Source organism: Streptomyces globisporus C-1027 (genome assembly GCF_000261345.2).
Lineage (GTDB): Bacteria > Actinomycetota > Actinomycetes > Streptomycetales > Streptomycetaceae > Streptomyces > Streptomyces pakalii.
In genome coordinates this window covers 1614481-1639648 of sequence record NZ_CP013738.1, presented here as the reverse complement: position 1 = coordinate 1639648, position 25168 = coordinate 1614481, and the positions used below count along the sequence as shown (strand labels likewise).

Genomic DNA, 25168 nt, shown 5'->3' with positions numbered 1-25168 from the left:
GTTGGCCGACCACATACTTTCTCTTGGCCGACCACATGCTTATCCGGGAGCCCTCATGACCACCGTTTTCGACCCGATCGACCTGTCCGGCACCCCCCTGGCCAACCGCATCGCACTGGCCCCGATGACCCGCAGCCGGGCCGGCGAGGGCGGCACCGCCACCGAGCTGACCGCCACGTACTACGCCCAGCGCGCCTCGGCGGGACTCGTGATCACCGAGGGCATCCAGCCCTCCGTCGTGGGCCAGGGATACCCCTCCACGCCCGGCCTGCACAGCGCCGAGCAGGTCGCCTCCTGGCGTACGGTCACCGACGCGGTGCACGCGCGGGGCGGCAGGATCTTCGCGCAGATCATGCACGCGGGCCGCATCGGCCACCCGGTCCTGCTGCCGGACGGGCTCGTCCCCGTCAGCGCCTCCCCGGTCAAGGCCGAGGGGCAGGTCTACACCCACGTCGGGCCGAAGGACTTCGTCGAGCCGCACGAGCTGACCGACGCCGAGGTCAGCGCGACCGTCGCCGACTTCGTCACCGCCTCCCGCAACGCCGTGGAGGCCGGGTTCGACGGGGTCGAGCTGCACGGCGCCAACGGCTACCTCATCCACCAGTTCCTCGCCCCCAACACCAACCGGCGCACCGACGCGTGGGGCGGCTCCGACGAGGCCCGCACCCGCTTCGCCGTCGCGGTCGTCAAGGCCGTCGCCGCCGAGATCGGCCCGGAGCGCACCGCCCTGCGCATCTCGCCCGGCAACCCGTACAACGACATCGACGAGCCCGCGCCGGAGGCCACGTACACCGCGCTGGTCCGCGCGATCGAGCCGCTCGGCCTCGCCTATCTGCACATCCTGGAGGCCACCCCGATCCGCGAGCTGACCCTCGCCCTGCGCAAGGCCTTCTCCGGGACCCTCGTCATCAACGTGCACTCCGAGGGCCCCACCGGCCCCGGCGACCACACGGTCATCGACGACGGCATCGCCGACCTGATCTCCTACGGGGCGCTCTTCCTCGCCAACCCGGACCTGCCCGCCCGGCTGAAGGCGGGCGGCCCGTTCAACACTCCCGACCCGTCGACCTTCTTCGGCGGCGACGCCAAGGGCTACACCGACTACCCGGCGCTCGACGCCGTCTGATCCTCCAGGGGCCGCCCGTCCCACCGCCACGCGGTGCGGCGCGGGTGGCCCGGCAGTTCGGCACGGCCGGTGGCCCACAGCAGGACGGCCCACCGGTCGCCGCCCGCCGGCGCGTCCGGGAAGAGCCGGGCCAGCGCCCGGTCGCAGAGCGCGGCGGGCGGCGCCCACTCCAGGCCGAGACCCTCCGCGAGGTCATGGGTGTGCACCAGGGTCTCCACCACGCCCATCGCGGCGAAGCCCTCCGGGTCGGAGATCCCGTACCCGTGGTACGAGCGCACCTCGGGCGGCGTCGTCCGCGCCATCGAGGCCAGCAGCGCCCCGCTCGCCTCCAGCGTGGCCAGCAGCCCGCCGGGCCCGGCCTCCCGGTCGGCGAAGACCGCGTTGTGCGGCCCGCCCTGCCGGTCGGGCGCCCACCGGAAGGGCACCTCGCCGTCCAGCGGAGGCGTACGGGGCCCCAACTGCACCGCGTACGCGAACAGATCGTCGCCCAGGTGCTCCGCCGTCTCCCAGCAGGTCCACTCCAGCGAACCGGCCCGGGTCTCCCAGCGGTCCACCGGGGCCGTCGCCAGCGTGTCCACCGCGAGTCGCACGGCGGTCGTCACGTCATCGGCGGTCACCGGCAGCCGGGTCCCGCTCAGCGCCGCCCGCTCGGCCCCACTGCACTCCACGCAGAACTCGTTGCCCTCGGGGTCGGCCAGCGTCGCCCAGCCGCGCCCGTTCGGCCTGCGGTGGTCGCCGACGAGGGTCGCGCCGAGCGCGAGCAGCCGCTCGACCTCCTCGTCGCGGGAGCGGTCGTGCGGCTGGATGTCGAGATGGACGCGGTTCTTGGTCTGTTTCTTCTCGGCCACCTGCACGAAGAGGACCGCAGCACCGGGGGTCTCCAGCAGCGCCTCCGGGTCGCCGGGCTGGTCCTCGTCGGAGAGCGGCGCCCCGAGCACCTGGGCCCAGAAGCTGCCCAGCGCGTAGGCGTCGGCGCAGTCGATCGTGATGTGGCGTACATGGGAAGTCATGGCGGACACCTTCTCCGCCGACTCGGTCCCCGGTCCAGCGAGTTACGCGTCGAGCCGCCCGTGCCCCGGACCCGTACGGCACGCGCGAAGGGCCGGGACGGCGTACCGTCCCGGCCCTTCCGCCTGCGCGTCGCGCTACTTCACCGGGGTGAAGTCCCGCGCCCCGATGAACTCGGGGCGGCGGATCGGAGCCGCGAAGGGCTCCTGCGCCTCGTTCTCCACGCTGTTGAAGACGATGAAGACGTTGCTGCGCGCGTACGGGGTGATGTTGTCGCCCGAGCCGTGCATGGCGTTGCAGTCGAACCAGGTCGCCGAACCGGCCTTGCCCGTGAAGAGCTTGATGCCGTGGCGGTCGGCCATCTTCGTCAGCGCCTCGTCGGACGGGGTGCCGGCGTCCTGCATCTGAAGCGACTTCTTGTAGTTGTCCTTCGGCGTCTCGCCCGCACAGCCGAGGAACGTCTTGTGCGAACCGGGCATGATCATCAGCCCGCCGTTGGTGTCGAAGTTCTCGGTCAGCGCGATCGACACGGACACCGTCCGCATGTTCGGCAGGCCGTCCTCGGCGTGCCAGGTCTCGAAGTCCGAGTGCCAGTAGAAGCCCGTGGCTCCGAAGCCCGGCTTCACGTTGATCCGGGACTGGTGGACGTACACGTCCGAGCCGAGGATCTGGCGGGCCCGGCCCACCACCCGCTCGTCGCGTACCAGCCCGGCGAAGACCTCACTGATCTTGTGGACCTCGAAGACGGACCGCACGTTCTGCGTCTGCTTCTCCACGATGGAGCGCTCGTCGGCGCGGATCAGCGGGTCGGAGACCAGCCGGTCCAGCTCCGCCTGGTAGACGGCGACCTCGTCCGGCGTGATCAGCTCCCCGATGCTGAGGAAGCCGTCGTGCTCGAAGCTCTGGAGATCCTTGGCGGCGATCGGACCCGGTGCGCCCGGCGCGGACCAGATGACCGGGTCCTGGCGGGGAGTGGTCATCTCGGCGGCGCCGCGCGAGGGGTACAGATCGGCGCGTACTTCGGTGGTCATGGTTCAGCCCTCCTCGGTCAGCAGTGGGTAGACACCGTTCTCGTCATGGTCCTCCCGTCCGGTGACGGGGGGATTGAAGACGCACACGCAGCGGAAGTCGGTCTTGGGCCGCATGGTGTGCCGCTCATGCCCGTCCAGCAGGTACATCGTGCCGGGCGAGATCCAGTGCTTCTCGCCGGTCTCGTCGTTGGTGAGCTCGGCCTCGCCCTCGGTGCACAGCACCGCCTCGATGTGGTTCGCGTACCACATGGAGGTCTCCGTGCCCGCGTACAGCACGGTCTCGTGGAGCGAGAAGCCCACCTTCTCCTTGGCGAGCACGATGCGCTTGCTCTCCCAGGTGCCGGACGCTGCCTTCACATGCCGGTCGGTGTTCTCGATGTCACTGAACGATCGGACGATCACGGTGAGCGGTTGCCTTTCTCTTCTCTGCACAGGGCCCGGGCAGCGAAGCCCGGGCCCCTCTTCTCTTCCGCCTGCCCCGGCAGCGCCGGGTCAGGCCGTCTCGCGGACGCAGCGGGCCAGCGTGCGCAGGCCCTCGTCAAGTTCCTCGGGGGTGATGGTCAGCGGCGGCAGCAGCTTGACGACCTCGCTCTGCGGGCCGGAGGTCTCCAGCAGGAGCCCCAGCTCGAAGGCGCGGGCGCAGACCGCGGAGGCGCGGGCCGGGTCCTCGAACTCCATGCCCCACACCAGGCCCCGGCCGCGGAAGCTCGCGGTCGACTCCTCGGCGCAGATGGCCAGCAGGGTCTGCTCGATCTGCTCGCCGCGGGCCAGGGTCTGCTTCTCCATCTGGCCGTCCGCCCAGTACGCCTGCAGCGCGGCGGCGGCCGTGACGAAGGCCGGGTTGTTGCCGCGGAAGGTGCCGTTGTGCTCGCCCGGCTCCCAGATGTCCAGCTCCGGCTTGAACAGGCAGAGCGACATCGGCAGCCCGTAGCCGCTGATGGACTTCGACAGCGTGACGATGTCCGGGGTGATCCCGGCCTCCTCGAAGGAGAAGAAGCCGCCGGTACGGCCGCAGCCCATCTGGATGTCGTCGACGATCAGCAGCATGTCCTGGCGCTCGCACAGCTCCTGCAGCGCCCGCAGCCACTCGGCGCGCGCGACGTTGATGCCGCCCTCGCCCTGGACCGTCTCCACGATCACCGCGGCGGGCTTGTTCAGCCCGGAGCCCTGGTCCTCCAGGAGCCGCTCGAACCACAGGAAGTCCGGGACCTGGCCGTCGAAGTAGTTGTCGAACGGCATCGGGGTGCCGTGCACCAGCGGGATCCCGGCCCCGGCGCGCTTGAAGGCGTTGCCGGTGACGGCCAGCGACCCCAGCGACATGCCGTGGAAGGCGTTGGTGAACGAGACGACGGACTCGCGGCCCTTGACCTTACGGGCCAGCTTCAGCGCCGACTCGACGGCGTTGGTGCCCGTCGGGCCGGGGAACATCACCTTGTACGGCAGGTCGCGCGGGCGCAGGATCACGTTCTGGAACGTCTCCAGGAACGCCCGCTTGGCGGTGGTCGCCATGTCCAGGCCGTGGGTGATGCCGTCGCGCTCGATGTAGTCGATCAGCGCTCGTTTCAGCACCGGGTTGTTGTGGCCGTAGTTCAGCGAGCCGGCCCCGGCGAAGAAGTCCAGGTAGGAGTGGCCGTCCTCGTCGGTCAGCCGGGCGCCCTGCGCGCGGTCGAAGACGGCGGGCCAGCCGCGGCAGTAGCTGCGGACCTCGGACTCCAGGGTCTCGAAGACGCTCAGTGCGGGCGGGGTGATGGTCACAGCGGGTCTCCTGCGTGAGGGGGTGTGACGGGCGGTGGTCTGTGCTCCCCGCCGCACGGATGCGGCCGGGACCGCGCCGGGTGGTCGGCCGGCGCGAAAAGTCGTGGGGGCCGGGCGCACGGGTCGGGTGCGCCGGGCTGTGTCGGGCGTCGGGCGTACGGGTCGGGTACGCGGGAGGCGCGCGCCCTGGCGGGCTCAGGTGGTGAACGGACCGATCCGGTAGAGCACCTCGGGCAGGTGGGTTCCTTCCGGGAACAGGTCGCCGTCGAAGAGGACCTCCTGCTCCAGCGCCACGTCGTGCCGCTGGGCGTAGGACGTGAACAGCCGGTCGGAGGCGGTGTTGTCCGGGGTGATCGTCGTCTCCACGGACGACAGGCCCTGGTCGGCGGCGACCCGGGCGGTCAGCGCGTCCAGCAGGGTCGCGGCCAGCCCCTTGCCGCGGTGGGCCGAGTCGACGGCCACCTGCCAGACCACGAGGGTCTGGGGGCGGTCGGGCCGGATGTAACCCGTCACGAAGGCGATGGGCTCGCCGTCCTCGCCACGGGCGACCACGGAGGTCGCGGCGAAGTCACGGCACCACAGCAGGTAGCTGTACGAGGAGTTCAGGTCCAGGACCTGGGAGTCGCGGGCAATGCGCCAGATCGCGGCTCCGTCCTCCACTCGCGGCGCATCGATACTGAGGAATTCGCTTCGGGCACGGGCAAGATCTGCTGGTGCGGCGGTCATGAAATTGAATTTACCCAGCAAATCTCGAAATTGCATCGAGCTAAGGGGTTGGGTGGAGGGCGTCCGTGTGTTATCAGGCGTGCGCGATCCCGTCGCCGAATCAGGGGTGACTTCGGTGCGTTTGTCCTGAATTTAACGGGCATAACGCCGAGCTTGTGGAGTCGGTCACAAGGTCGTAACTCTCTCGGTACGCGTCCGAATCATGAAGTCGGATCTGCGGGAAAGCTGGTGCGTTTAGGTGCTGGAAAAGCGGGCAGAAGAATGCGGGAAGCTGTTTTCCGATTAACAGCTTCCCGCATGAATGGTTAATTTATCGGCTCGGCCAGGTTTCCGAAACAGCCCGGCGGGCAGCCTCGACATCGACCTGCCGGCCCGCATCGGTCAGCGCCGCCCCCAGAGCCGCGAGCGAGGACAGCACCGCGCCCCGCGTCGCATCCGCCCCGTAATGGTTGACCCGGATCATCTCCTTGGACAGCGCCCCACCGCCCGCGACCAGCGGCAGCGCGGGGTCCGCCGCCAGTGCCGCCGCGACCAGCGCGGCCGCGTCCGTACCCGCCGGCGCGCGCAGCGTCGTCGCCACCGGGGCTGCGTCCCGCGCCGCGCGGACGTACGGCTCAAGACCGCCGCCCAGCGCCACCGCTCCGGCCCGGGTCGCCGCGGCGGCCGAGGCGTGGCGGGCCATCACCGTCTCCAGCCCCTCGTCCTCGATCCGGGCCACGCACGCCTCCAGGCCCAGCATCTCCAGCTGCGCCGGGGCGTGCGGCAGAGCCGTGCGGCCGCCGTCGATCCAGCGCTCCTTCCAGTCCAGCAGCGAGAGGTAGGAGCGGCGCGGGGCGGCCGGGTTGGCGGCGATCCGCTCCCAGGCCCGCGCGCTCACCGACACCGCGGAGACCCCGGCGGGCCCGCCCATGGCCTTCTGCGCGCCGATCACGCACAGGTCGACGCCCCAGGCGTCCGGCAGCAGCGGCTCGGCGCCCACCGAGGCCACCGCGTCCAGCATGAACAGCGCGCCGTGCGCCCGGACCACCTCGCCGATCTCCGCGACCGGGTTGGTGTTGCCGGTCGCCGCCTCCGCGTGCACCAGCGAGACGAAGTCGATCTCCGGGTGCTCGGCGAGCGCCTCGGCGACCTGGTCGGCGGTCACCGCCGTGTGGAAGGGCACCGCGAGGTCGACGACCTGCGCACCGCAGTCCCGCAGCCAGTTGCCGAACGTCTGCCCGTACGGGCCGGTGACCACGTTCAGCGCGGTCGAACCGGGCCGCGCGCCGCCGCGGATACAGCCCTCCAGCGGCAGCAGCGCCTCGCCCTGGGTGATGACGACGTCCTGCTCCGTGGCGAGGAGCCGGGCCACGCGCCGCTCGATCGCCGCGAAGTGGCCGGCGGTCAGCGGGGGAAGGTCGAGGAAGGGGTGCGTCACGGTGGGGCTCTCTTCGGGTTCGTCCGTCGGTCGAAAGGCACTGGCAGCCTACCGACGGCCCAACGGCGGCCTCGTACAGTGCCGCGTATGAGTGATCAGGTGAGTGATCGGGTGAGGGGCCTGGCGGGTGGTCGGAGTGCGTGACCGGGAGGAGCGGCCGGTGCTGCGGGTGAAGGGCCGGGTGCTCGTCGGCCCGGACGAGGTGCGGGACGAACTGTGGGCCGTGGACGGGCGGATCACCTACGAGCGGCCGCCCGGCGCCGACGACGCGGTGACGGTCAGGGGCTGGGCGCTGCCCGGCCTCGTCGACGCCCACTGCCATGTCGGGCTCGACCGGCACGGCCCGGTCGACGCGGCGACCGCCGAGAAACAGGCGCTCACCGACCGGGAGGCCGGCACCCTGCTGATCCGGGACGCCGGATCGCCCTCCGACACCCGCTGGATCGACGACCGCGAGGACCTGCCGAAGATCATCAGGGCCGGCCGCCACATCGCCAGGACCCGCCGCTACATCCGCAACTACGCGCACGAGATCGAGCCGGGCGACCTCGTCGCGTACGTCGCCCAGGAGGCCCGGCGCGGCGACGGCTGGGTCAAGCTCGTGGGGGACTGGATCGACCGCGACGCCGGGGACCTCACCGCCTGCTGGCCGCGCGGCGAGGTCGAGGCGGCCATCGCCGAGGCGCACCGGCTGGGCGCCCGGGTCACCGCGCACTGCTTCGCCGAGGAGTCGCTGCGCGATCTGGTCGAGGCGGGCATCGACTGCATCGAGCACGCCACCGGCCTCACCGAGGACACCATCCCGCTCTTCGCCGAGCGCGGCGTCGCGATCGTCCCGACGCTGGTCAACATCGCCACCTTCCCCGACCTCGCGGCGGGCGGCGAGGCCAAGTTCCCCCGCTGGTCGGTCCATATGCGGCAGCTGTACGACCGCCGCTACGACACCGTGCGCTCCGCCTACGACGCCGGGATCCCGGTCTACGTCGGCACCGACGCGGGCGGCTCCCTGGCGCACGGCCTGGTCGCGGGCGAGGTCGCCGAGCTGGTCAAGGCGGGCATCCCGCCCCTGGAGGCCCTCTCCGCGACCGCGTGGGGGGCCAGGCGCTGGCTGGGGCGGCCCGGCCTGGAGGAGGGGGCCCCGGCGGACCTGGTCGTGTACGACGCGGACCCGCGCGCGGACGTCCGGGTGCTGGCGGCACCCCGGTACATCGTGCTGAACGGGCGGGTCGTCGGCTGACCCGGCGGTGTGTTGACGGGCAGTGACGGATGCGGCTGTCGGCTCGTTGGTACAGCCCGGCCCGTTCCCGCACCTCGTCCCTGCCGTGTGAAACGGGTGACGGGGAGAGGCGGGAGGGAACGCACGTGCCGAAAGATTCGAATATGCGCGCGGAAACCCCCCTTTGGGGTGAACTCACGTCAGGTATCCGCCAGTTCACCCTCAGTGCGTAAAGATTCACGGAGTCGAGGCCACCGGCGCAGGCGATGTCCCCCATTGGACTGTGCCGGTGGCTCCATGTCTCTTGTGGGGGTTCCACCATCTTGAACAGCAACACCTTCCGTCTCGCCGCCGTGGCGGTCGCCGCCGCCCCCGTCGCCCTGCTTGCCGCCGTCCCCGCGCACGCAGCCCCGGCGACGCCCACCACCGGCGGCGAGGGCAGGGCGAGCGCGGTCGTGCTCCGTACCGGACTCGACGTCTCGCTCCTCAACAAGTCCATCCAGGTGCCCCTGAAGGTCACGCTCAACGAGGTGCAGGCCCCGGCCAGCGCCGAGAAGACCGCGCTGACCGTCAACCTGGACGGGGTCGAGGGCCGCCCGGTGAACGTCCTGCGCGCGGACGTGGCCACCGCGAACGCCACCGTGGACGAACACAAGGCCGAGGGCTACACCAACCTGGCGAAGGCCCGGATCCATGTCCCCGGACTCGCGGCGCTCCCGCTCATCGAGGTCGAGAAGGTCACCTCCAAGGCGCTCTGCGAGGCGGGCAAGCAGCCCGTCGCCGAATCGAACGTGCTCGGCCATGTCGCGGTGCTCGGCAAGAAGGTGACCCTCAGCGCGGGCGGCCCGACCCAGGTGTCGGTGCCGGGCGTCGGCGAGGTCTCCCTCGACCTGTCCAAGACGGTCACCACCGAGCGCACGGCGGCCGCGACGGCGCTCCAGCTCAAGGTGGCGGTCAACCCGCTCAAGCTCAACGTCGCCGAGGTCAACGGCGAGGTCACCCTCGCCGAGGCGACCTGCGAGACCCCGAAGGCGCCGAAGACCCCCGAGGAGCCGAAGACGCCCGAGGAGCCGAGCTCGACCGACGGCGGCTCCACCGGCGACGACGTGAAGACGCAGACCGGCTCCGACACCGGCCCCGCCCCCGCCGAGGCCAACCTCGCCGAGACCGGCGGCAGCTCCACCACCCCGTACATCGCGGGCGGCGCGGCTCTCCTCCTCGCCGTCGGCGCGGGCGCCACGGTGCTGGCGCGCAGGCGCAGCAGCGGCCAGAGCTGATCCGTACGACGGGGGACGGGGGCGGCATGACGGGGGACGGGGGCGGCGTTCGCACGAAGAACGCCGCCCCCACGTGCGGGGCCGCTCAGCGCCCCGATCTCGCGGGCAGCGCCTGCACGGCCTGGTCCAGGGCCTGGAGGAAACGATTGGTCGTGGCCCGGTCGCGGACCGCGAGCCGCAGCCACCGCGGCCCGAGCCCCGGGAACGTATCGCCGCGCCGGGCCGCGAAGCCCAGCAGCCGCAGCCGCTCCCGGACCTCCGCCGCCCGCTCCAGACGCACCAGCACGAACGGCCCCCGGGCCGCCTCCACCACCTCCACCTCGCTGAACTCCGCAAGACCTGCGAGCAGATGGGCCCGGTCCACCGTGATCCGGTCCGCCGCCTCCGCCGCCTCCACCAGTGCCCGCGGCTCCACGCACGCCTCCGCCGCCGCCAGCGCCGGGGTGGACACCGGCCACAGCGGCTGCGCCTCGGCGAGCCGCGCCACCGTCTCCGGCTCGGCCAGCACGTAGCCGATTCGCAGCCCGGCCAGCCCCCACGTCTTGGTGAGGCTGCGCAGCACCACGAGCCCCGGGATGTCCGTCCGGTCGCACAGCGCCTCGCGCTCGCCCGGCACGACGTCCATGAACGCCTCGTCGACCACCAGCGTCCGCCCCGGCCGCGCCAGCTTCTCCAGCAGGGCCGCCGGATGCAGCACGGACGTCGGGTTCGTCGGATTGCCGACCACCACGAGGTCCGCCTCCTCGGGCACCGCCGCCGGATCGAGCCGGAATCCGTCCTCGGCCCGCAGCAGGACCCGCCCCACCTCGTGCCCGGCCGCCCGCAGGGCCGCCTCCGGCTCCGTGAACTGCGGGTGCACCACGACCGGGCGGCGGGCCGGGAGAGCCCGGGCGAGCAGGACGAACGCCTCGGCCGCGCCCGCCGTCAGCAGCACCCGCTCCACCGGCAGCCCGTGCCGGCCGGCGACCGCGGCCCGGGCGGACGACCCGTCGGGATAGGCGGCCAGCGAGGTGAGCGACGCGGCTATCCGCTCGCGCAGCCACGGGGGAGGGGTGTGGGTACGGACGTTCACGGCGAGATCGGTCAGATTCTCGCCGCGCACCTCCGCGTCGCCGTGGTGCCGCAGGTCGGGCCCGGCGCTCTCGATGTCCCGCATGGGGGGATGCGTGGGGGGGTTCATGGCAGCCATGGTGAACGGGCGGGAGCCTGCCGTCACCGGTGAGGTGGAAGTTTTCCTGCCGGAAACACCGAAAGTCCCCTCGCCGGCCGGAAAACGGCGCGCCACCGCACAGGTCGCCACCCCCTTCACCGCCGCCTTCCCGCCCGGGGCGCGGGTCTTCGGCACCAGCAGTTCGTCCGCATCGATCAGCGCTGCCGCCTCCGCGACCGACGGCGTCCCCACCGCCGCGCCCACCGCCCCCGAGGGGTGCGGCACCCGGACCGCGGCCAGCGCCCCGGCCGGATGGGTCCGCACCGGCACCCCGAGCCGGGCCGCCGCCCCCAGAATTCCCGGCTCGTCTCCCTTGGAGTCGACCGTGGCCACCTCCACCACATCCGCCGGGTCCAGCCCCGCCCCGCTCAACACCGCCTCGATCAGGGCGAACACCGCATCACCCGAGGCGCCCCGGCGCGCGCCGACCCCCACCACCAGACTGCGGGCACCGGACTCCGGTCCGGGGCCGACGGATGCTCCGGTCATCGGCGGAGTCCTGCCTTTCAGGTCATACGTCTCGGTGGTACGGGGAAGGGGGCGGGGCCGGTCCGTATACGAAGCACGGACCCGGGCGCGGGGAAGGGCGGCGGGAACGCCGCCGGTAAGGACACCCTGAGATGCGCGGAGGGGGCCCGATCGGCTAGCAAGGCCCCATGGCGGTGTTCGTCGCGCTCGGCGCGTTCCTGATGACCCTGGCCGGCGGCTGGGTCGCCCAGCGCGTCACCGACCGCCGCCATCTGGTGCTCGGCCTCGCGGGCGGGCTGATGCTCGGCGTCGTCGGCCTCGACCTCCTGCCGGAGGCGATCGAGGCGGCGGGCGAGCCGGTGTTCGGGGTGCCGATGGCGCTGCTGCTCTTCGTGGGCGGCTTCCTGGTGGCCCATCTGGTCGAGCGGCTGCTCTCCGCACGCCAGGTGGCACACGGGGCGGGCGGTGGGCACCACGGCGACCGCGTGCCGCAGGTGGGGCTGACGGCGGCGGCCGCGATGGTCGGCCACAGCCTGATGGACGGCATCGCGCTCGGCGCCGCCTTCCAGGTCAGCGGCTCCATGGGCGTGGCCGTCGCGCTGGCGGTGATCAGTCATGACTTCGCCGACGGATTCAACACGTACACCCTCACCAGTCTGTACGGGAACGCCCGCCGCAAAGCGCTCCTGATGCTGTTCGCGGCCGCCGTGGCACCGGTCGTGGGCGCGGCGACGACGCTGCTGTTCACCCTTCCGGAGGAACTGCTCGGCGGCTATCTCGGCTTCTTCGGCGGAGCCCTGCTCTACCTGGCCGCTGCGGAGATCCTTCCCGAGGCGCACCACACCCATCCCGCCCGCTCCACCCTTCTCTGCACCATCGGGGGCGTGGGCTTCATCTGGCTGGTCGTCGGCATCGCCGAGTGAGCCACGCGTACGCCCCGAACGTCCCGGTGCGCCGGATGCGCCGCCGCCGACCGGGCCGGAACCGCCCGCCGATACGCGGTCCGCGACACCGGGCGGAGGTGATCCGCTCACCGCGCCGGAAGCGCCCGGCAGTGCTCCACGAACCGCCGGGCCACCTCGGGCGACGCGGCCCAGTGGGTGTGCAGATAGCTCGCGTGCACGCCCCGCTGGACATACCCCTCGACCCGCCGCTCCGGCTGGTGCATGCCCCAGGCCGGCGTGTTCCCCGCCGCAGGCTCCAGCACCGTGCGGTGGAACTCATGGCCGCGCATCCGGGTCCCGGCGACCGCGAGCGGGCTGTCCGAGACCGCCACCGCCTGCCGGTACCCGAGGGTCAGCCGCTCCGACATCCGGGCCTCGGCGTCCAGCACCCCGCACATCGGCTTCCCGTCCAGCTCCCGGGCCAGATACAGCAGCCCCGCGCACTCGGCGGCCACCGGCGCACCGCTCAGGGCCAGTTCCGTGACCGCCCGCCGCAACGGCTCGTTGGCCGACAGCTCGGGGGCGTACATCTCCGGGAACCCGCCGCCGATGACGAGCCCCGCTGTCCCCGTCGGCAGCTTCTCGTCCCGCAGCGGGTCGAAGGTCACGACCTCCGCACCGGCCGCCGTCAGCAGCTCGGCGTGCTCCGCGTACGCGAAGGTGAACGCCGCCCCGCCCGCCACCGCGACGACGGGCTTCTCGGCGCCGGGCCCGAGGGCGTACGCGGGCTCCCACGGCTCGTCCGCCAGGGCGGGCGCCGTCCGCGCCAGCGCCATCAGCGCGTCCAGGTCGCACCCGGCACGCACCCGCTCGCCCATGGCCCCTATGGCGTCCACCGCGTCGCTCTGCCGCTCGGCCACCGGGACCAGACCCAGATGCCGCGAGGGCGTCGCGACCTGTGGCGCCCGCCGGATCACCCCGAGCACCGGCAGCCCCGACTCGTCCAGCGCGTCCCGCAGCAGCGCCTCGTGCCGGTCGGAGGCCACCTTGTTCAGGATCACCCCGCCGATCCGCACCTCGGGGTCCCAGGAGGCGAACCCGTGCACCAGGGCCGCCACCGACCGGGACTGCGAGGAGGCGTCCACCACCAGCACCACGGGCGCCCTGAGCAGCTTGGCGACCTGCGCGGTCGACGCCAGCTCCCCCTGCCCCGAGGCACCGTCGTACAGCCCCATCACGCCCTCGACCACGGCGAGGTCGCACCCCGCCGACCCGTGCGCGAAGAGCGGGGCGACGAGATCCGTCCCGCACATGTACGCGTCGAGATTCCGGCCGGGGCGGCCCGTCGCCAGGGAGTGGTAGCCCGGATCTATGTAGTCCGGGCCGACCTTGTGCGGCGAGACGGCGAGCCCGCGCGCGGCGAAGGCGGCCATCAGACCGGTGGCGACGGTGGTCTTGCCGCTGTTGGAGGCCGGAGCGGCGATGACCAGACGGGGCACACTCACCACTCGATGCCCCTCTGGCCCTTCTGCCCCGCGTCCATCGGGTGCTTGACCTTCGACATGTCGGTCACCAGGTCGGCGGCCTCGACGAGCTTGTCGGGCGCGTTGCGGCCGGTGATCACCACATGCTGCGTGCCGGGCCGGTTCCGCATGACCTCGACGACCTCGTCGGTGTCGATCCAGCCCCAGTGCAGCGGATAGGCGAACTCGTCGAGCACGTACAGCTTGTACGTCTCCGCCGCCAGGTCCCGCTTGACCTGCTCCCAGCCCTCGCGGGCCTTCTCCTCGTTGTCGAGCTGGCCGTCGCGCTGGACCCAGGACCAGCCCTCGCCCATCTTGTGCCAGTCGACGGTGCCGCCCTCGCCGCTCGCGCCCAGCACCTTCAGCGCGTTCTCCTCGCCGACCTTCCACTTCGCGGACTTCACGAACTGGAACACCCCGATCGGCCATCCCTGGTTCCAGGCCCGCAGCGCGAGCCCGAAGGCGGCGGTCGACTTGCCCTTGCCTATGCCCGTGTGGACGAACAGGAGCGGGCGGTTGCGCCGCTGACGGGTGGTGAGCCCGTCGTCCGGCACGGTGGTCGGCTGTCCCTGCGGCATTAAGCGGCCCTCCCGGCTGCGGTGACGTCCTTGACGAGCCCGGCGATCGAGTCGGCCCGCAGCTCGTCGAGCGTGACGGCGGTACCTCCCAGCTCCCGGGCGAGCTCCCCGGCGAGACCGAGGCGTACGTACCCCGACTCGCAGTCCACGACGACGGACGCGGTCCCCTCCGAGCGGTGCAGCCGCCCGGCCCGCCCCGCGAGCGCCACGGGCTCCGGCCCGCCGGTGGCCCGCCCGTCCGTGACCACGACGAGCAGGGGCCGCCGCGACGGATCGCGCAGCCGCTCCACCCGCAGCACGTCATGGGCTTTCAGCAGCCCGGCGGCCAGCGGAGTGCGCCCGCCCGTCGGCAGCGACTCCAGCCGGGCGGCGGCCGCGTCCACGGACGAGGTCGGCGGCAGGGCCACCTCGGCCACCTTGCCCCGGAAGGTCACCAGACCGACCTTGTCCCGCCGCTGGTAGGCGTCCAGCAGCAGCGACAGCACGGCCCCCTTCACCGCACTCATCCGCTGCCGGGCCGCCATCGACCCGGAGGCGTCGACGACGAACAGCACGAGGTTGCCCTCACGCCCCTCGCGGGTCGCCTGCCGCAGATCGTCCCGGCGCACCACGAGCCCGCGCCCCGCACGCCCGCGCGCACGCTGGTGCGGGGCGGCGGCCTGCACGGTCGCGGCCAGGTGCAGCTTGGTCAGCGCTCCCTCGGGCCGCCGCGCGCCGGTGGTACGGCCGTGCTCGGTACGGGCCCGGGAACGCCGCCCCGCAGCACCTTCGCCGAGCCCCGGCACGCTGAGCATCTTCGCCCGGAACGGCTCGGCGGCGGCCACCGGCTGCTGCTCGCCCCCGGCGGGCCGTCCGGGCGCGTCGGGCGTGCCCTCGGGGGCCTGGGACGGTGCGTCGCCCTCCGAGCCCTGGGGCGGCGTACGGTCCTCCCCGTCGGCCTGCGGCGGCACACCACCGCCACCGCCACCACCGCCGCCGCCGTCATCGTCCCCGCCCCCGTCGGGATCGGGCTGGTCGTCGCCGTCGCTGTTCTCCGGCGGCCCGGCCTCGTCCAGGGTCTGGTCGAGCTTGTCCTCGTCGAGGCCCGGCGCGTCGAACGGGTTGCGCCGCCGCCGGTGGGGGAGGGCCAGCAGGGCGGCCTGCCGTACGTCGTCGGCGGTGACCTCCTCGCGGCCGGCCCAGGCGGCGAGCGCGGTGGCGGTACGGGCCATCACGATGTCGGCCCGCATCCCGTCGACCTCGAACGCGGCACAGGTGGCCGCGATCTGCCGCAGCACGCCGTCGCTCAGCACGACCCGGGGCAGCAGGACGCGCGCGGCGGCGATCCGCTCGCGCAGGGCGCCCTCCTCCTCGGCCCAGCGCGCGGCGAACCCCTCGGGGTCGTCGTCGTACGCGAGCCGGCGCCGCACGACCTCGACCCGCTCGTCGGTGTCCCGGGACGCGGAGACCTCCACGGTCAGCCCGAACCGGTCCAACAGCTGCGGCCGCAGCTCGCCCTCTTCCGGGTTCATCGTCCCGACCAGCAGGAACCGCGCCGCGTGCCGTACGGAGACGCCTTCGCGCTCGACGTACGAAGCACCCATGGCCGCCGCGTCCAGCAGCAGGTCCACCAGGTGGTCGTGGAGGAGGTTGACCTCGTCGACGTACAGGATCCCGCGGTGCGCGTCGGCCAGCAGCCCCGGCTCGAACGCCTTCACACCCTCCGAGAGCGCCCGCTCGATGTCCAGCGCCCCCACGAGCCGGTCCTCGGACGCCCCGACGGGCAGCTCCACGGTCCGCGCCGGACGCGACACCCCGGCCGCCTCCGCGTGCGGCCCGTCGGGACACGCCGGATCGGGCGAGACCGGATCACAGGAGAACCGGCACCCGGGTACGACGGGGACCTCGGGCATCAACGCGGCGAGGGCCCGCACGGCGGTGGACTTGGCGGTCCCCTTCTCACCCCGCACGAGCACCCCGCCGACGGCCGGACTGACGGCGTTCAGCAAGAGCCCGAGCCGCAGGTCGTCCTGCCCGACGATCGCGGTGAAGGGATACGGCGTACTCACAAGGCCTCCTGGTCGACATGCTGTTCAGCTTCTTGCCCGAGCCCGTGGGGCGTGGCTTCCGCGGACCCGGCATCCTCAAGCCTCTGGCCCCTTGACCCAGCGGACCCGGCCATTTCAAGCCCCTCCGGCGATTGAGGAGCGGGGTCCGGGGCAGCGCCCCGGCTCTCCGGCCCACCCGCCCCCACCGGCGGCGCCCCCGGCGGCACGAACGGCAACCCCCCAGGCGCACCCCCCTCGATCAACCCCCACAACGCATCCGTGTCCGCATGCTCCTCCACCAGATCCCCGAGCCGATCCAGCTGCTCCTCCCGCAGCACCCCGAAACTCGTGTCCGGCGCAGGCACGAACCGCCGCCCGGCGGCCCGCGCCACCTCCACCAGGAACCGCCGCCGGAACGCATCGCTCTCCAGCGACCCGTGCCAGTGCGTCCCCCACACCGCCCCCACCCGGCACCCGTCCAGGAACGGCTCCCCGCCCCGTACGTCGGCCACCCCGTGGTGGATCTCGTACCCCTCCACCGGCTCGCCCAGCGCCGAACCGACCGGCCGCGCCAGCGTCTTGTCCCGGTCGAAGCGAATCCGTACGGGAAGGACCCCGAGCCCGTCCACGACCCCCGCCCGCGACTCCACCTCGTCCTCGATCCGCTCACCGAGCACCTGGAACCCGCCGCAGATCCCCAGTACCGGCCGGCCCTCCGCCGCACGCCGCACCAGCGCCTCCGCGAGACCGCGCTCACGCAGCCAGGCCAGCGCCTTCACCGTGCCGCGCGTCCCCGGCACGATCACCAGATCCGCGTCGGCCAGCTCCTCCGCCCGGTCCACGAACCGCACGACGACGCCCGGTTCGGCGGCCAGCGCGTCCACGTCCGTGAAGTTGGACATCAACGGCACCGCGCAGACCGCGACCCGCAGCACGTCCTCCCCGTGCGGCGGCGCCACGACCGACTCCCGCACCGCACCCCGCAGGGAGACCCGCAGGCCGTCCTCCTCGTCGATGCCGAGCCCGTGGGCGTACGGCAGCACCCCGTACGTCCGCCGCCCGGTCAGCCCGTACAGCATGTCGAGCCCCGGCTCCAGCAACGAGACGTCGCCCCGGAACTTGTTCACCAGGTAGCCCGCGACCAGCGACTGGTCCTCCGCGCTCAGCAGCGCCGTCGTCCCGAAGAACGAGGCGAAGACCCCGCCCCGGTCGATGTCCCCGACGACCAGCACGGGGAAGCGGGCGGCCCGCGCGATCCCCATGTTCACGATGTCGGTGCGCCGGAGGTTGATCTCGGTGGGGGAGCCCGCCCCCTCGCAGATCACCGCGTCGTACGTCGACCGCAGCTCCTCCAGGCAGTCGGTCACCGTGCCGAGCAGCGCCTCCTGACGGCCCCCGTGGTACCCCCGGGCGCTCATCTCGCCGACCGGCTTCCCCATCAGGACGACCTGGCTGGACCGGTCGCTGCCGGGCTTCAGCAGCACCGGGTTCATCAGTGCCGTCGGCTCCACCCGGGCGGCCTGCGCCTGCATCGCCTGGGCGCGCCCGATCTCCGCGCCCTCGCGGGTCACGAAGGAGTTGAGGGACATGTTCTGCGCCTTGAACGGCGCGACCTTCACCCCTCGGCGCACCAGCCAGCGGCAGATGCCCGCCGTGACCACGCTCTTGCCCGCGTCCGAGGTCGTTCCCGCGACCAGCAGCCCGCCGCCCCTCATGCCCGCCCCCGTTCCCGTACGGCACTCCACCGTGTCGCACCGCTCATGCCCGTCCCCGCTTCCGCCCCGCGACCGACCGCCGCGCGGCCAGGTGGCCCGCCGCCAGCCGGCCCGCCACACACACCCCCAGGGCCAACGCACCGACCCGGCGCGACAGCCGCACCGCGCGCTCGATGTCCGCGCCCCGGACCTCCCGCCCGGCCGCCCCGTTCAGCACCGGCCGGTGCTCGACGCGCCCCGCGTACGCGAGCGTGCCGCCCAGCCGTACGCCGAGCGCCCCCGCGAACGCGGCCTCCACGGGCCCCGCGTTCGGGCTCGGGTGGCGGTGTGCGTCCGCCTTCCAGGCGCGTACGGCCTCCGAGGGCCGCCCGCCGCCGACCACGGCCAGCGCGGCCGTCAGCCGGGCGCCCGGCCACCCCGCGACGTCGTCCAGGCGGGCCGAGGCCCAGCCGTAGCGGCGGTGACGGGGCGACTTGTGGCCGACCATCGCGTCCAGCGTGTTCACCGCCCGGAACCCGACCAGACCCGGCACCCCGCCGATCGCCCCCCACACCAGCGCGCCGACGACGGCGTCCGACGTGTTCTCGGCGACCGACTCCACGACCGCGCGGGCGATCCCCGGCCCGTCCAGGGAGTGCGGATCGCGCCCGCACAGATGCGGCAGCCGCTCCCGGGCCACCTCCAGGTCCCCGGCGGCCAGCGCGCCCCCGATCGCGCGGGCCTCGCGGCCCAGCGACGTACCGCCGACGACGGACCAGGCGGTGGCGGCGGTCAGCGCGACGGCGAGCGCGGGGCGTCCCCGTACGGCGCGGGCGGTCAGCGCGGCTGCCCCCACAGCGCCTCCGGCGCACACCAGGGTGTGCAGCGCGCCCCGGCCACGGTCGTCACGCCACAACAGGGACTCGACCCGCGCCGCGGCGCGGCCGAATCCGGCGACGGGGTGGCCCCGCCGGGGATCGCCGAGCAGCGCGTCGGCGACCATCCCGGCCGTGGCGCCGTACGCGAAGATGCGATCGGCACGCACGGCTCAGCCCGTCGCGGAAAGAGGCGTTCCGGCACGGAGGGGCACAGGAAGCGGCGCAGGGAAGGGCGCACGGCGGCCGGGCATGGCGTAGGTCCTCACTCAGGGTCCGCGCCCTGGTTCGACGTGACCGACGACGAGAGTCTCCTGGCTCCCGGATCCGCAGTTCCCCCGGCCTTCCAGCCCGCGTACCGCGAGCCGTGACGTCCGGTGTGGGGGAGTGCTCCCCGGTGACAGTGGCGGGACCGCGCCGGATTCGCACCGGCTTCCTCTGCTGTCGCCGTAAATGGCTCCGGCAGTCCACCACGCCCCGAGAACAGCCGTCAACTCGCTGTTGACCTGCGAGGCTCCACTGTGGGCGGACGCACATCGGGCCGGACACACGAGGTGTGTCCGGCCCGAAGGGAGTGCGAGGAACGCGGGGGTGCGGCGTCAGGCGACGATCAGATAGATCCCGTACGAGACCGCCGCGACGCACAGCGCGAAGCAGGCGTACGCGCCGGTGCGCGCCAGCGCGACCGACCCGCCGGAGGCGCTGCCTCCGGCCGTGGCGGACTGCTTGGAGAGAGCGACGATGCCCAGGGTGAAGAGGCCGACCAGCGCGACGGTGACCACGAGGCTGACACCGAAGACGGAGGCGAGAGCTGCCCAGTCGATTTTCATGCGGATCTGTCCTTACACCTTGGCCGGCGGCCGGGCCGGGTCGTCGGGCGCCGAAGCCGGGGCCGGGATGCTGGAGATGAGCTCGGGCTCGGAGGCCGGGACTCCGATGGGCGGCGGCTGGACCGCGGCGATGGCCGTGGTGACGACGCCCTGGGGCTCGTCGCCGTCCGTGTCGTTGACGTTGGTGTGGTCGACCGGCTGGCGGCGCGAGGCCACCCAGATGGCGAACGAGCCGCCCACCAGGATGACCGCCGTGACGGCGATGCCCCAGGGGCCCTGCTTGGTCAGGAACTCGGCGCCCGCGCCGACCAGACCCGCGGCCGGCAGGGTCAGACCCCAGGCGACGAACATCCGGGTGGCGGTGGACCAGCGGACCACGCCCCCCTTACGGCCGAGGCCCGAGCCCATCACGGCGCCGGAGCAGGACTGCGTGGTGGAGAGCGAGAAGCCGAGGTGCGAGGAGGCCAGGATGACGGTCGCCGCGCTGGTCTGGGCGGCGAAGCCCTGCGGCGGCTGGAGGTCGGTCAGGCCCTTGCCCATGGTGCGGATGATGCGCCAGCCGCCGAGGTAGGTGCCGAGCGCGATGGCGACACCGGCGGAGACGATGACCCACATGGGCGGGTTGGAGCCGGGGGCCAGGACACCGCTGGTGACCAGGGCGAGGGTGATGATGCCCATCGTCTTCTGGGCGTCGTTGGTGCCGTGGGCGAGCGAGACGAGACCGGCGGAGGCGATCTGCCCGGCCCGGTAGCCCTTGGCGGTCGACTTCAGCTGGTTCGGGTCGGTGACGTTCCGGTTGATCCGGTACGTCAGCCGGGTGGCCAGCATCGCGGCGATACCGGCGACGAGCGGGGCGGCGATCGCGGGGAGCAGCACCTTGGTGACGACGGTGCCGCCGTTGATCGAGGACCAGCCGGCCGACATGACCGCGGCGCCGATCAGACCGCCGAACAGGGCGTGGGAGGAGCTGGAGGGCAGCCCCAGCAGCCAGGTCAGGAGATTCCACAGGATGGCGCCGACGAGCGCCGCGAAGATGACCTCTGTTCTGATGCCGTCTTCGTTGACGATCCCGCCGGAGATCGTCTTGGCGACCTCCACCGACAGGAACGCGCCGATCAGGTTGAGAACGGCGGACATGGCCACCGCTGTCTTGGGCTTCATCGCGCCGGTCGAGATGGTGGTCGCCATCGCGTTGGCGGTGTCGTGGAAACCGTTCGTGAAATCGAACACGAGAGCTGTTACGACCACAATCGCAAGCAGCAGCGTGATGTGTTCCATTTACCCAGGCAATCGTTCGACGTCAGTGGCTCGTGGACCGTAGGCAACCTGAGTGAACGGAAGATGAACTGGGCAGGGCGTTGCGGTGACTCCAAGCGGAGTGAGCGGCTTCCGCTTGTGTGCGGGTGAAGTTGTGCGAGGCCGGTGGGGCGCGGCGTGGGCTGCCCTTTGCCGCCCGTTGACGAACATTTTGAACGGCCGTTCGGCACCCGGAAGAGATCCCCGTCACGCCCTGTGTGACGTTCCGGTTGCGCGCCTGCCCGCCTAGGCTCGCCCCATGAGCGAGCAGCAGCCGGAATCCGTCCGCCAGGCCTGGCGGGACGTCGTCGACACGGCCCGGCGGAGCGCGGCGGACGGCCTCGTCGTCGGCACCTCCGGCAATGTGTCCGCCCGCGTCGGCGACCTCGTCCTGGTGACGCCCAGCGGGGTGCCCTACGACCGGCTCGGACCCGAGGACGCGGTCGGCGTCGACCTGGAAGGACACCAGGTCCTCGGGGACCTCGGGCCGACCAGCGAACTCCCCCTCCACCTGGCGGTCTACCGCTCCACCGACGCCGCCGCCGTGGTCCACACCCACGCCGTGCACGCCACCGCCGTCTCCACCCTCGTCGCCGAGGTCCCGCTCGTGCACTACGCGGCGGCCATCCTCGGCGGCCCCGTCCGCACCGCCGCCTACGCCCGCTACGGCACCCCGGAGCTGGCCGACGCCATGCTCGAAGCCCTCCGGGGCCGCACGGGCTGCCTGCTCGCCAACCACGGCACCGTCACCTACGGCGACACCCTCGACCAGGCCTACGACCGCACCGCCCAACTGGAGTGGCTGTGCCACCTCTGGCTCACCGCGAGCTCGGTGCCCGGCCGCACCCCGGCCCTGCTCACCACGGCCCAGCTGGCCGAGGTGACCGAGGCGCTCAAGGGGTACGGCCAGCGCGGCTGACCGGGCCCCGCCCGAGGCCGGCACCGGGGCGAGGTAGGCGGAGCTTCGGTCCCGCCCCGGACGGCCCCCGCCCACTGGCCGCCCGCCGCCCGCCCCACGACACTGAAGCGGTGCGCCCGGTAACCGCGACGGCAGCGGCCGTCACCTCGATCCTCGGCGTCGGTGCGGCAGCGGTCGCGGCCGGCCGGTACGCCAGCGACGTCGCCCTCAAGGCGACGCCCGGGCGTCCCCTCCCCGCCGACCGCAGACTCACCGTGCACGCCACCGCGGCCGGGCAGGTCACCCTGACCCGGTCCCTCTCGGCGCTCCGGCCCGGCACCTGGGGCATCGCCGGACCCGGGGTCCACGCGGTGGTCGGCCCCGTCGTCGACGGGGCCTCCGAAGGCGCCGACACCGTCGTCCGCAGGCTGGAGAGCGTCGGCCAGGGGATCCTCGAACCGGGCGTGAAGGTCCGGCTCACCCCCGCCCTGTACGGCGGCGACCCCGGCAGCGACCTCGGCCTCGACCACCAGGAGGTCGAGATCCCCGGCGAGCTCGGGCCCCTCCCCGCCTGGTACGTCCCCGGGGCGCGCGACACCTGGATCATCACCGTGCACGGCCTCGGCGCCACCCGGGCCCACCCCATGAACCTCATGCCGTTCCTGCACCAGCAGCTCTTCCCCGTGCTCGACCTCGCCTACCGGGGCGACCCCGGAGCCCCCCGCCCCGCCGACGGCCTCGGCCACTTCGGCGCCTCCGAGTGGCGCGACCTCGACGCCGCCCTCCGCTACGCCCTGCGGTACGGCGCCCGGAACGTGATCGTCCACGGCTGGTCCACCGGCGCCACCACGGCCCTGTACGCCGCCGTCGAATCCCCGCTCCGCGACCGGATCAGCGGCATCGTCCTCGACTCCCCGGTGCTGGACTGGCAGGCCACCGTGCGCGCCCTGGCCGCCGCACGCGGCGTCCCGGCCGCCCTGCTGCCACTCGCCGTCCGTGCCGCCCAGGGCCGCACCGGGATGGGCGCCACCCCGGTGCTGGAGACCTCCGTACCGGCCTCCCTGCGCACCCCGACCCTGATCCTGCACGGCCCCGACGACACGATCGCCCCGTGGGGCCCGTCCCGCGAACTCGCCGCCCGCCGCGCGGATCTGGTCAGCCTGCACGCCGTACCGCAGGCTCCGCATGCGTCGATGTGGAACGCCGGCCCGGCCCGCTACGAAGAGACCCTGCGACGCTTCCTCACGCCCCTGATGTGAGCCGATGGGGTGAACTCTCCCCCTTGCAGCCCCGCCCGGGGAACCTTTCACGTACCGGTGAAACGGCTTCCGTTTGGGCTTTCGGGCCGTCAGGGGCAAGACTGCTCCCGTGACGTCCCGTACTCCGCGCGACTCCAGGCTGCGACTTGTCCGCCCGCGACCCCTTGCCACCGCCCGCAAGGCCGTGACCACCCGGCGCACCCGGCCGGCTCCCCGGCCCCCCGAGGGCACCCCGCCCCGCGCGGAACTGGCCCGCCAGGCCAGGGCGGTGCTCGCCGACGCCGTGCGCATCGCCCACTGGGCGGCCGGCACCCCGGGGCCGGGCACCGCCGCCCCGCTCGCGGCCCACGCCCTCGAACGGGCGGCCACCGCCCTGGAGCTCTCCCCGGCGCAGGTCCGCGCCGGCTGGGACCGGGCCCGGCTGGCCGGCCTCGTCGAGCTCCACGGCGACACCGCCCGCCCCGGCTGGCGGCTGCGCGCCTGGGACCGGGACGACTCCGCCGTGCTGCGGGGCTGGGTCGCGCTCTTCGACGCCTGGTCGCTCGTCCACGCCGCCCCGGAGGGCATCGAGGCGGGCGCGGTCGCCGAAGCCGTCGAGGCCGTGCCCCAGGTGCTCTCCCTCCTCCAGCTCTCCGCGGGCCCCGTCACCGTCCCCGCCCTGCTGGACCTCCTCGGCCAGCGCGTCGCCGAACTCCAGGAGGAGCGCTGCGAAGTGCCCCTGGGCCCCGGCAGAACCGCGCCCGCCTCCCCGGCGGAGACGGCCGCCGATCAGGCCGCCGCCAGCGCCGGACCCGCCCGCAGCGCCGACCTCAACGCCCTGCTGCTCGACTGGGCCCTGGAAGGTCTCGCCGCCGTCGGGGCGCTGACCCTCGGCAAAGGGCACGCCACCCTCACCCCGCTCGGCAACTGGGCGGTCTGGGTCAAGCTGGAACAGATCTGCGTCGCCGCCCAGAGCCCGGCCGGAAACATCGAACAGTCCGCCGCCGACATGCTCCTCGGCTGCGCCCGGCTCACCCCGGGACCGGCCCGCGACGAATACCGTGCCTGGCTCGCCGCCCGCACCGTCGGCAGCGCCGTCGCCGAACTGCTCGCCGTCGCCCGGGGCGAGGACGCGCTGCTGCGCGGACTGGCCTTCGAGGCGCTGCGCGTCGTCGGCGCCCCCGCCGAACCCGAGGTCCGCGCCGTGCTCGCCGAACCCTCGCTGCGCCCCTACGCGCTGCTCTGGCTCGCCGAGTACGAGGGCAACGACCCCGACGACGCGCAGGACGTCCTCAGCCGCGAGGAGGCCACCTGGCTCTGGGTCGACACCGCCGCCGCGGTCGCCGACCACGGCGAGACCGGACTGCTGGTGCGCCACCTCGACTCCGCCGTCCAGGGCACCGTCCCGGCCCTCCTCGACGAGGTGAGGGCCGTCGGCCACCCCCGCACCGTCCAGGTCCTGGTCGCCCTGGCCGCGGCCCATCCGGACCCGGCCCTGGCCAAAGCGGTCCGCCGGGCCGCCTTCCAGGTGCACACCGGAGGAGCCTGATCCGTCCGCCCCGGATCTTGACGCCCCGGGCCACGCTCAGCCGGCGGACCCCGGGGCGTACGTCCCGAAGCTCCACACATTGCCCTCGGCGTCCCGCGCCATGTAGTCCCGGGAGCCGTAGTCCTGGTCGGTCGGGTCCATCAGGATCTCCACGCCGAACTCCCTGGCCCGGGCGCAGTGCTCGTCCACCTCGTCGACCACCACGTACACCCCCGCCGGGCCCGCGCCCGCCATCGCCCGCGCGAACACGCCCTCGCGCCCCTTGGAACCGAGCATCACCCTGCCGTTGCCCAAGGACAGCTCGGCGTGCAGCACACTGCCGTTCTCGCCCTCGTACACCGCCTCCTCGGTGAAACCGAGGCCCTGCGTCAGCGTCCTGATCGCCGCCCTCGCGTCGTCGTAGAGGATCGTGGGGTAGATCGTCGGAACCCCGCTCGCCGCGCCCGCCATGACACTCACCTCTCCAGCCGTCCGCACCGTTCGATGTGATCTGCGTCTCAGTCTTCCACCAGGCACTGACAACGGCGGGCCGTCCCGGACCC

The 25168-nt window shown here is 73.2% G+C and carries 22 protein-coding genes and 1 riboswitch; of the genes, 7 read left to right on the top strand and 15 right to left on the bottom strand.

The window, feature by feature from the left end; all coding sequences use genetic code 11:
• Positions 1-55: 55 nt before the first annotated feature.
• Complete coding sequence (locus WQO_RS07160; RefSeq protein ID WP_010061365.1) at positions 56-1126, top strand: alkene reductase; 1071 nt, start codon at positions 56-58, stop codon at positions 1124-1126.
• Here the strand turns inward: WQO_RS07160 and WQO_RS07155 are convergent.
• The 6 genes from WQO_RS07155 to WQO_RS07130 all read right to left on the bottom strand — a co-directional run bounded on the left by WQO_RS07155 (position 1102) and on the right by WQO_RS07130 (position 7063).
• Positions 1102-2136 (bottom strand): VOC family protein, encoded by a 1035-nt coding sequence (locus WQO_RS07155; protein ID WP_010061367.1) that lies wholly within the window; start codon positions 2134-2136, stop codon positions 1102-1104. The two genes, WQO_RS07160 and WQO_RS07155, sit on opposite strands and share 25 nt — an antisense overlap.
• A gap of 135 nt (positions 2137-2271) precedes the next feature.
• Positions 2272-3165 (bottom strand): ectoine hydroxylase, encoded by an 894-nt coding sequence (gene thpD, locus WQO_RS07150; protein WP_010061369.1) that lies wholly within the window; start codon positions 3163-3165, stop codon positions 2272-2274.
• Positions 3166-3168: 3 nt separating this feature from the next.
• Complete coding sequence (locus tag WQO_RS07145; protein WP_010061370.1) at positions 3169-3567, bottom strand: ectoine synthase; 399 nt, start codon at positions 3565-3567, stop codon at positions 3169-3171.
• Positions 3568-3657: 90 nt separating this feature from the next.
• Positions 3658-4920: a diaminobutyrate--2-oxoglutarate transaminase gene (ectB, locus tag WQO_RS07140; protein WP_010061371.1), complete on the bottom strand. Its 1263-nt coding sequence runs from the start codon at positions 4918-4920 to the stop codon at positions 3658-3660.
• Between the two features lie 195 nt (positions 4921-5115).
• Complete coding sequence (gene ectA / locus WQO_RS07135; RefSeq protein ID WP_029182349.1) at positions 5116-5646, bottom strand: diaminobutyrate acetyltransferase; 531 nt, start codon at positions 5644-5646, stop codon at positions 5116-5118.
• A 310-nt stretch (positions 5647-5956) separates the two neighbouring features.
• Positions 5957-7063 (bottom strand): pyridoxal-phosphate-dependent aminotransferase family protein, encoded by a 1107-nt coding sequence (locus WQO_RS07130; RefSeq protein ID WP_058953901.1) that lies wholly within the window; start codon positions 7061-7063, stop codon positions 5957-5959.
• Between the two features lie 160 nt (positions 7064-7223).
• Here WQO_RS07130 and WQO_RS07125 point away from each other — a divergent pair, with 160 nt between their 5' ends.
• Complete coding sequence (locus WQO_RS07125; protein WP_029182350.1) at positions 7224-8300, top strand: amidohydrolase family protein; 1077 nt, start codon at positions 7224-7226, stop codon at positions 8298-8300.
• Positions 8301-8602: 302 nt separating this feature from the next.
• Positions 8603-9556 carry an SCO1860 family LAETG-anchored protein gene (locus tag WQO_RS07120; RefSeq protein WP_010061376.1) on the top strand — a complete coding sequence of 318 codons (954 nt, stop codon included), beginning with the start codon at positions 8603-8605 and terminating at the stop codon, positions 9554-9556.
• A gap of 85 nt (positions 9557-9641) precedes the next feature.
• Here the strand turns inward: WQO_RS07120 and cobC are convergent, their stop codons facing one another.
• The gene (gene cobC, locus WQO_RS07115) at positions 9642-11255 is read right to left on the bottom strand and encodes an Rv2231c family pyridoxal phosphate-dependent protein CobC (RefSeq protein WP_010061378.1); all 1614 of its coding nucleotides are present in this window, start codon (positions 11253-11255) and stop codon (positions 9642-9644) included.
• A gap of 167 nt (positions 11256-11422) precedes the next feature.
• Here cobC and WQO_RS07110 point away from each other — a divergent pair, with 167 nt between their 5' ends.
• Complete coding sequence (locus tag WQO_RS07110; protein ID WP_006123616.1) at positions 11423-12157, top strand: ZIP family metal transporter; 735 nt, start codon at positions 11423-11425, stop codon at positions 12155-12157.
• A gap of 107 nt (positions 12158-12264) precedes the next feature.
• Here WQO_RS07110 and WQO_RS07105 read toward each other — a convergent pair whose 3' ends face one another.
• The 7 genes from WQO_RS07105 to WQO_RS07075 form a co-directional block, all read right to left on the bottom strand.
• Positions 12265-13626, bottom strand: coding sequence for a cobyrinate a,c-diamide synthase (locus tag WQO_RS07105; protein ID WP_058953900.1), 1362 nt, complete (start codon positions 13624-13626; stop codon positions 12265-12267).
• On the bottom strand, positions 13620-14219 hold the full coding sequence (gene cobO, locus WQO_RS07100; protein WP_010061383.1) for a cob(I)yrinic acid a,c-diamide adenosyltransferase: 600 nt from the start codon (positions 14217-14219) through the stop codon (positions 13620-13622). The genes WQO_RS07105 and cobO overlap by 7 nt, the downstream gene beginning before the upstream one ends.
• Positions 14219-16267 carry a putative cobaltochelatase gene (locus tag WQO_RS07095; RefSeq protein ID WP_010061384.1) on the bottom strand — a complete coding sequence of 683 codons (2049 nt, stop codon included), beginning with the start codon at positions 16265-16267 and terminating at the stop codon, positions 14219-14221. Before WQO_RS07095 ends, cobO begins: the two co-directional genes overlap by 1 nt.
• Positions 16264-17961: a cobyric acid synthase gene (locus tag WQO_RS07090; protein WP_032748622.1), complete on the bottom strand. Its 1698-nt coding sequence runs from the start codon at positions 17959-17961 to the stop codon at positions 16264-16266. The genes WQO_RS07095 and WQO_RS07090 overlap by 4 nt, the downstream gene beginning before the upstream one ends.
• A 43-nt stretch (positions 17962-18004) precedes the next feature.
• On the bottom strand, positions 18005-18985 hold the full coding sequence (locus tag WQO_RS07085; RefSeq protein WP_058953899.1) for a cobalamin biosynthesis protein: 981 nt from the start codon (positions 18983-18985) through the stop codon (positions 18005-18007).
• A 117-nt stretch (positions 18986-19102) separates the two neighbouring features.
• Positions 19103-19280: riboswitch (cobalamin riboswitch) on the bottom strand.
• A 134-nt stretch (positions 19281-19414) separates the two neighbouring features.
• On the bottom strand, positions 19415-19645 hold the full coding sequence (locus tag WQO_RS07080) for a hypothetical protein (protein WP_010061387.1): 231 nt from the start codon (positions 19643-19645) through the stop codon (positions 19415-19417).
• 12 nt (positions 19646-19657) lie between these two features.
• Positions 19658-20923, bottom strand: coding sequence for an inorganic phosphate transporter (locus WQO_RS07075; RefSeq protein ID WP_010061389.1), 1266 nt, complete (start codon positions 20921-20923; stop codon positions 19658-19660).
• 277 nt (positions 20924-21200) lie between these two features.
• Here WQO_RS07075 and WQO_RS07070 point away from each other — a divergent pair, with 277 nt between their 5' ends.
• The 3 genes from WQO_RS07070 (at position 21201) to WQO_RS07060 (ending at position 24626) form a co-directional block, all read left to right on the top strand.
• Entirely contained in the window at positions 21201-21860 is a 660-nt protein-coding gene (locus WQO_RS07070) for a class II aldolase/adducin family protein (RefSeq protein ID WP_010061390.1), read from the top strand.
• A gap of 110 nt (positions 21861-21970) precedes the next feature.
• Entirely contained in the window at positions 21971-23098 is a 1128-nt protein-coding gene (locus WQO_RS07065; RefSeq protein ID WP_010061391.1) for an alpha/beta hydrolase, read from the top strand.
• A 184-nt stretch (positions 23099-23282) separates the two neighbouring features.
• Complete coding sequence (locus WQO_RS07060) at positions 23283-24626, top strand: hypothetical protein (RefSeq protein ID WP_010061392.1); 1344 nt, start codon at positions 23283-23285, stop codon at positions 24624-24626.
• A 36-nt stretch (positions 24627-24662) separates the two neighbouring features.
• Here the strand turns inward: WQO_RS07060 and WQO_RS07055 are convergent, their stop codons facing one another.
• Positions 24663-25076 carry a VOC family protein gene (locus WQO_RS07055; RefSeq protein WP_010061393.1) on the bottom strand — a complete coding sequence of 138 codons (414 nt, stop codon included), beginning with the start codon at positions 25074-25076 and terminating at the stop codon, positions 24663-24665.
• Between the last annotated feature and the right edge of the window lie 92 nt (positions 25077-25168).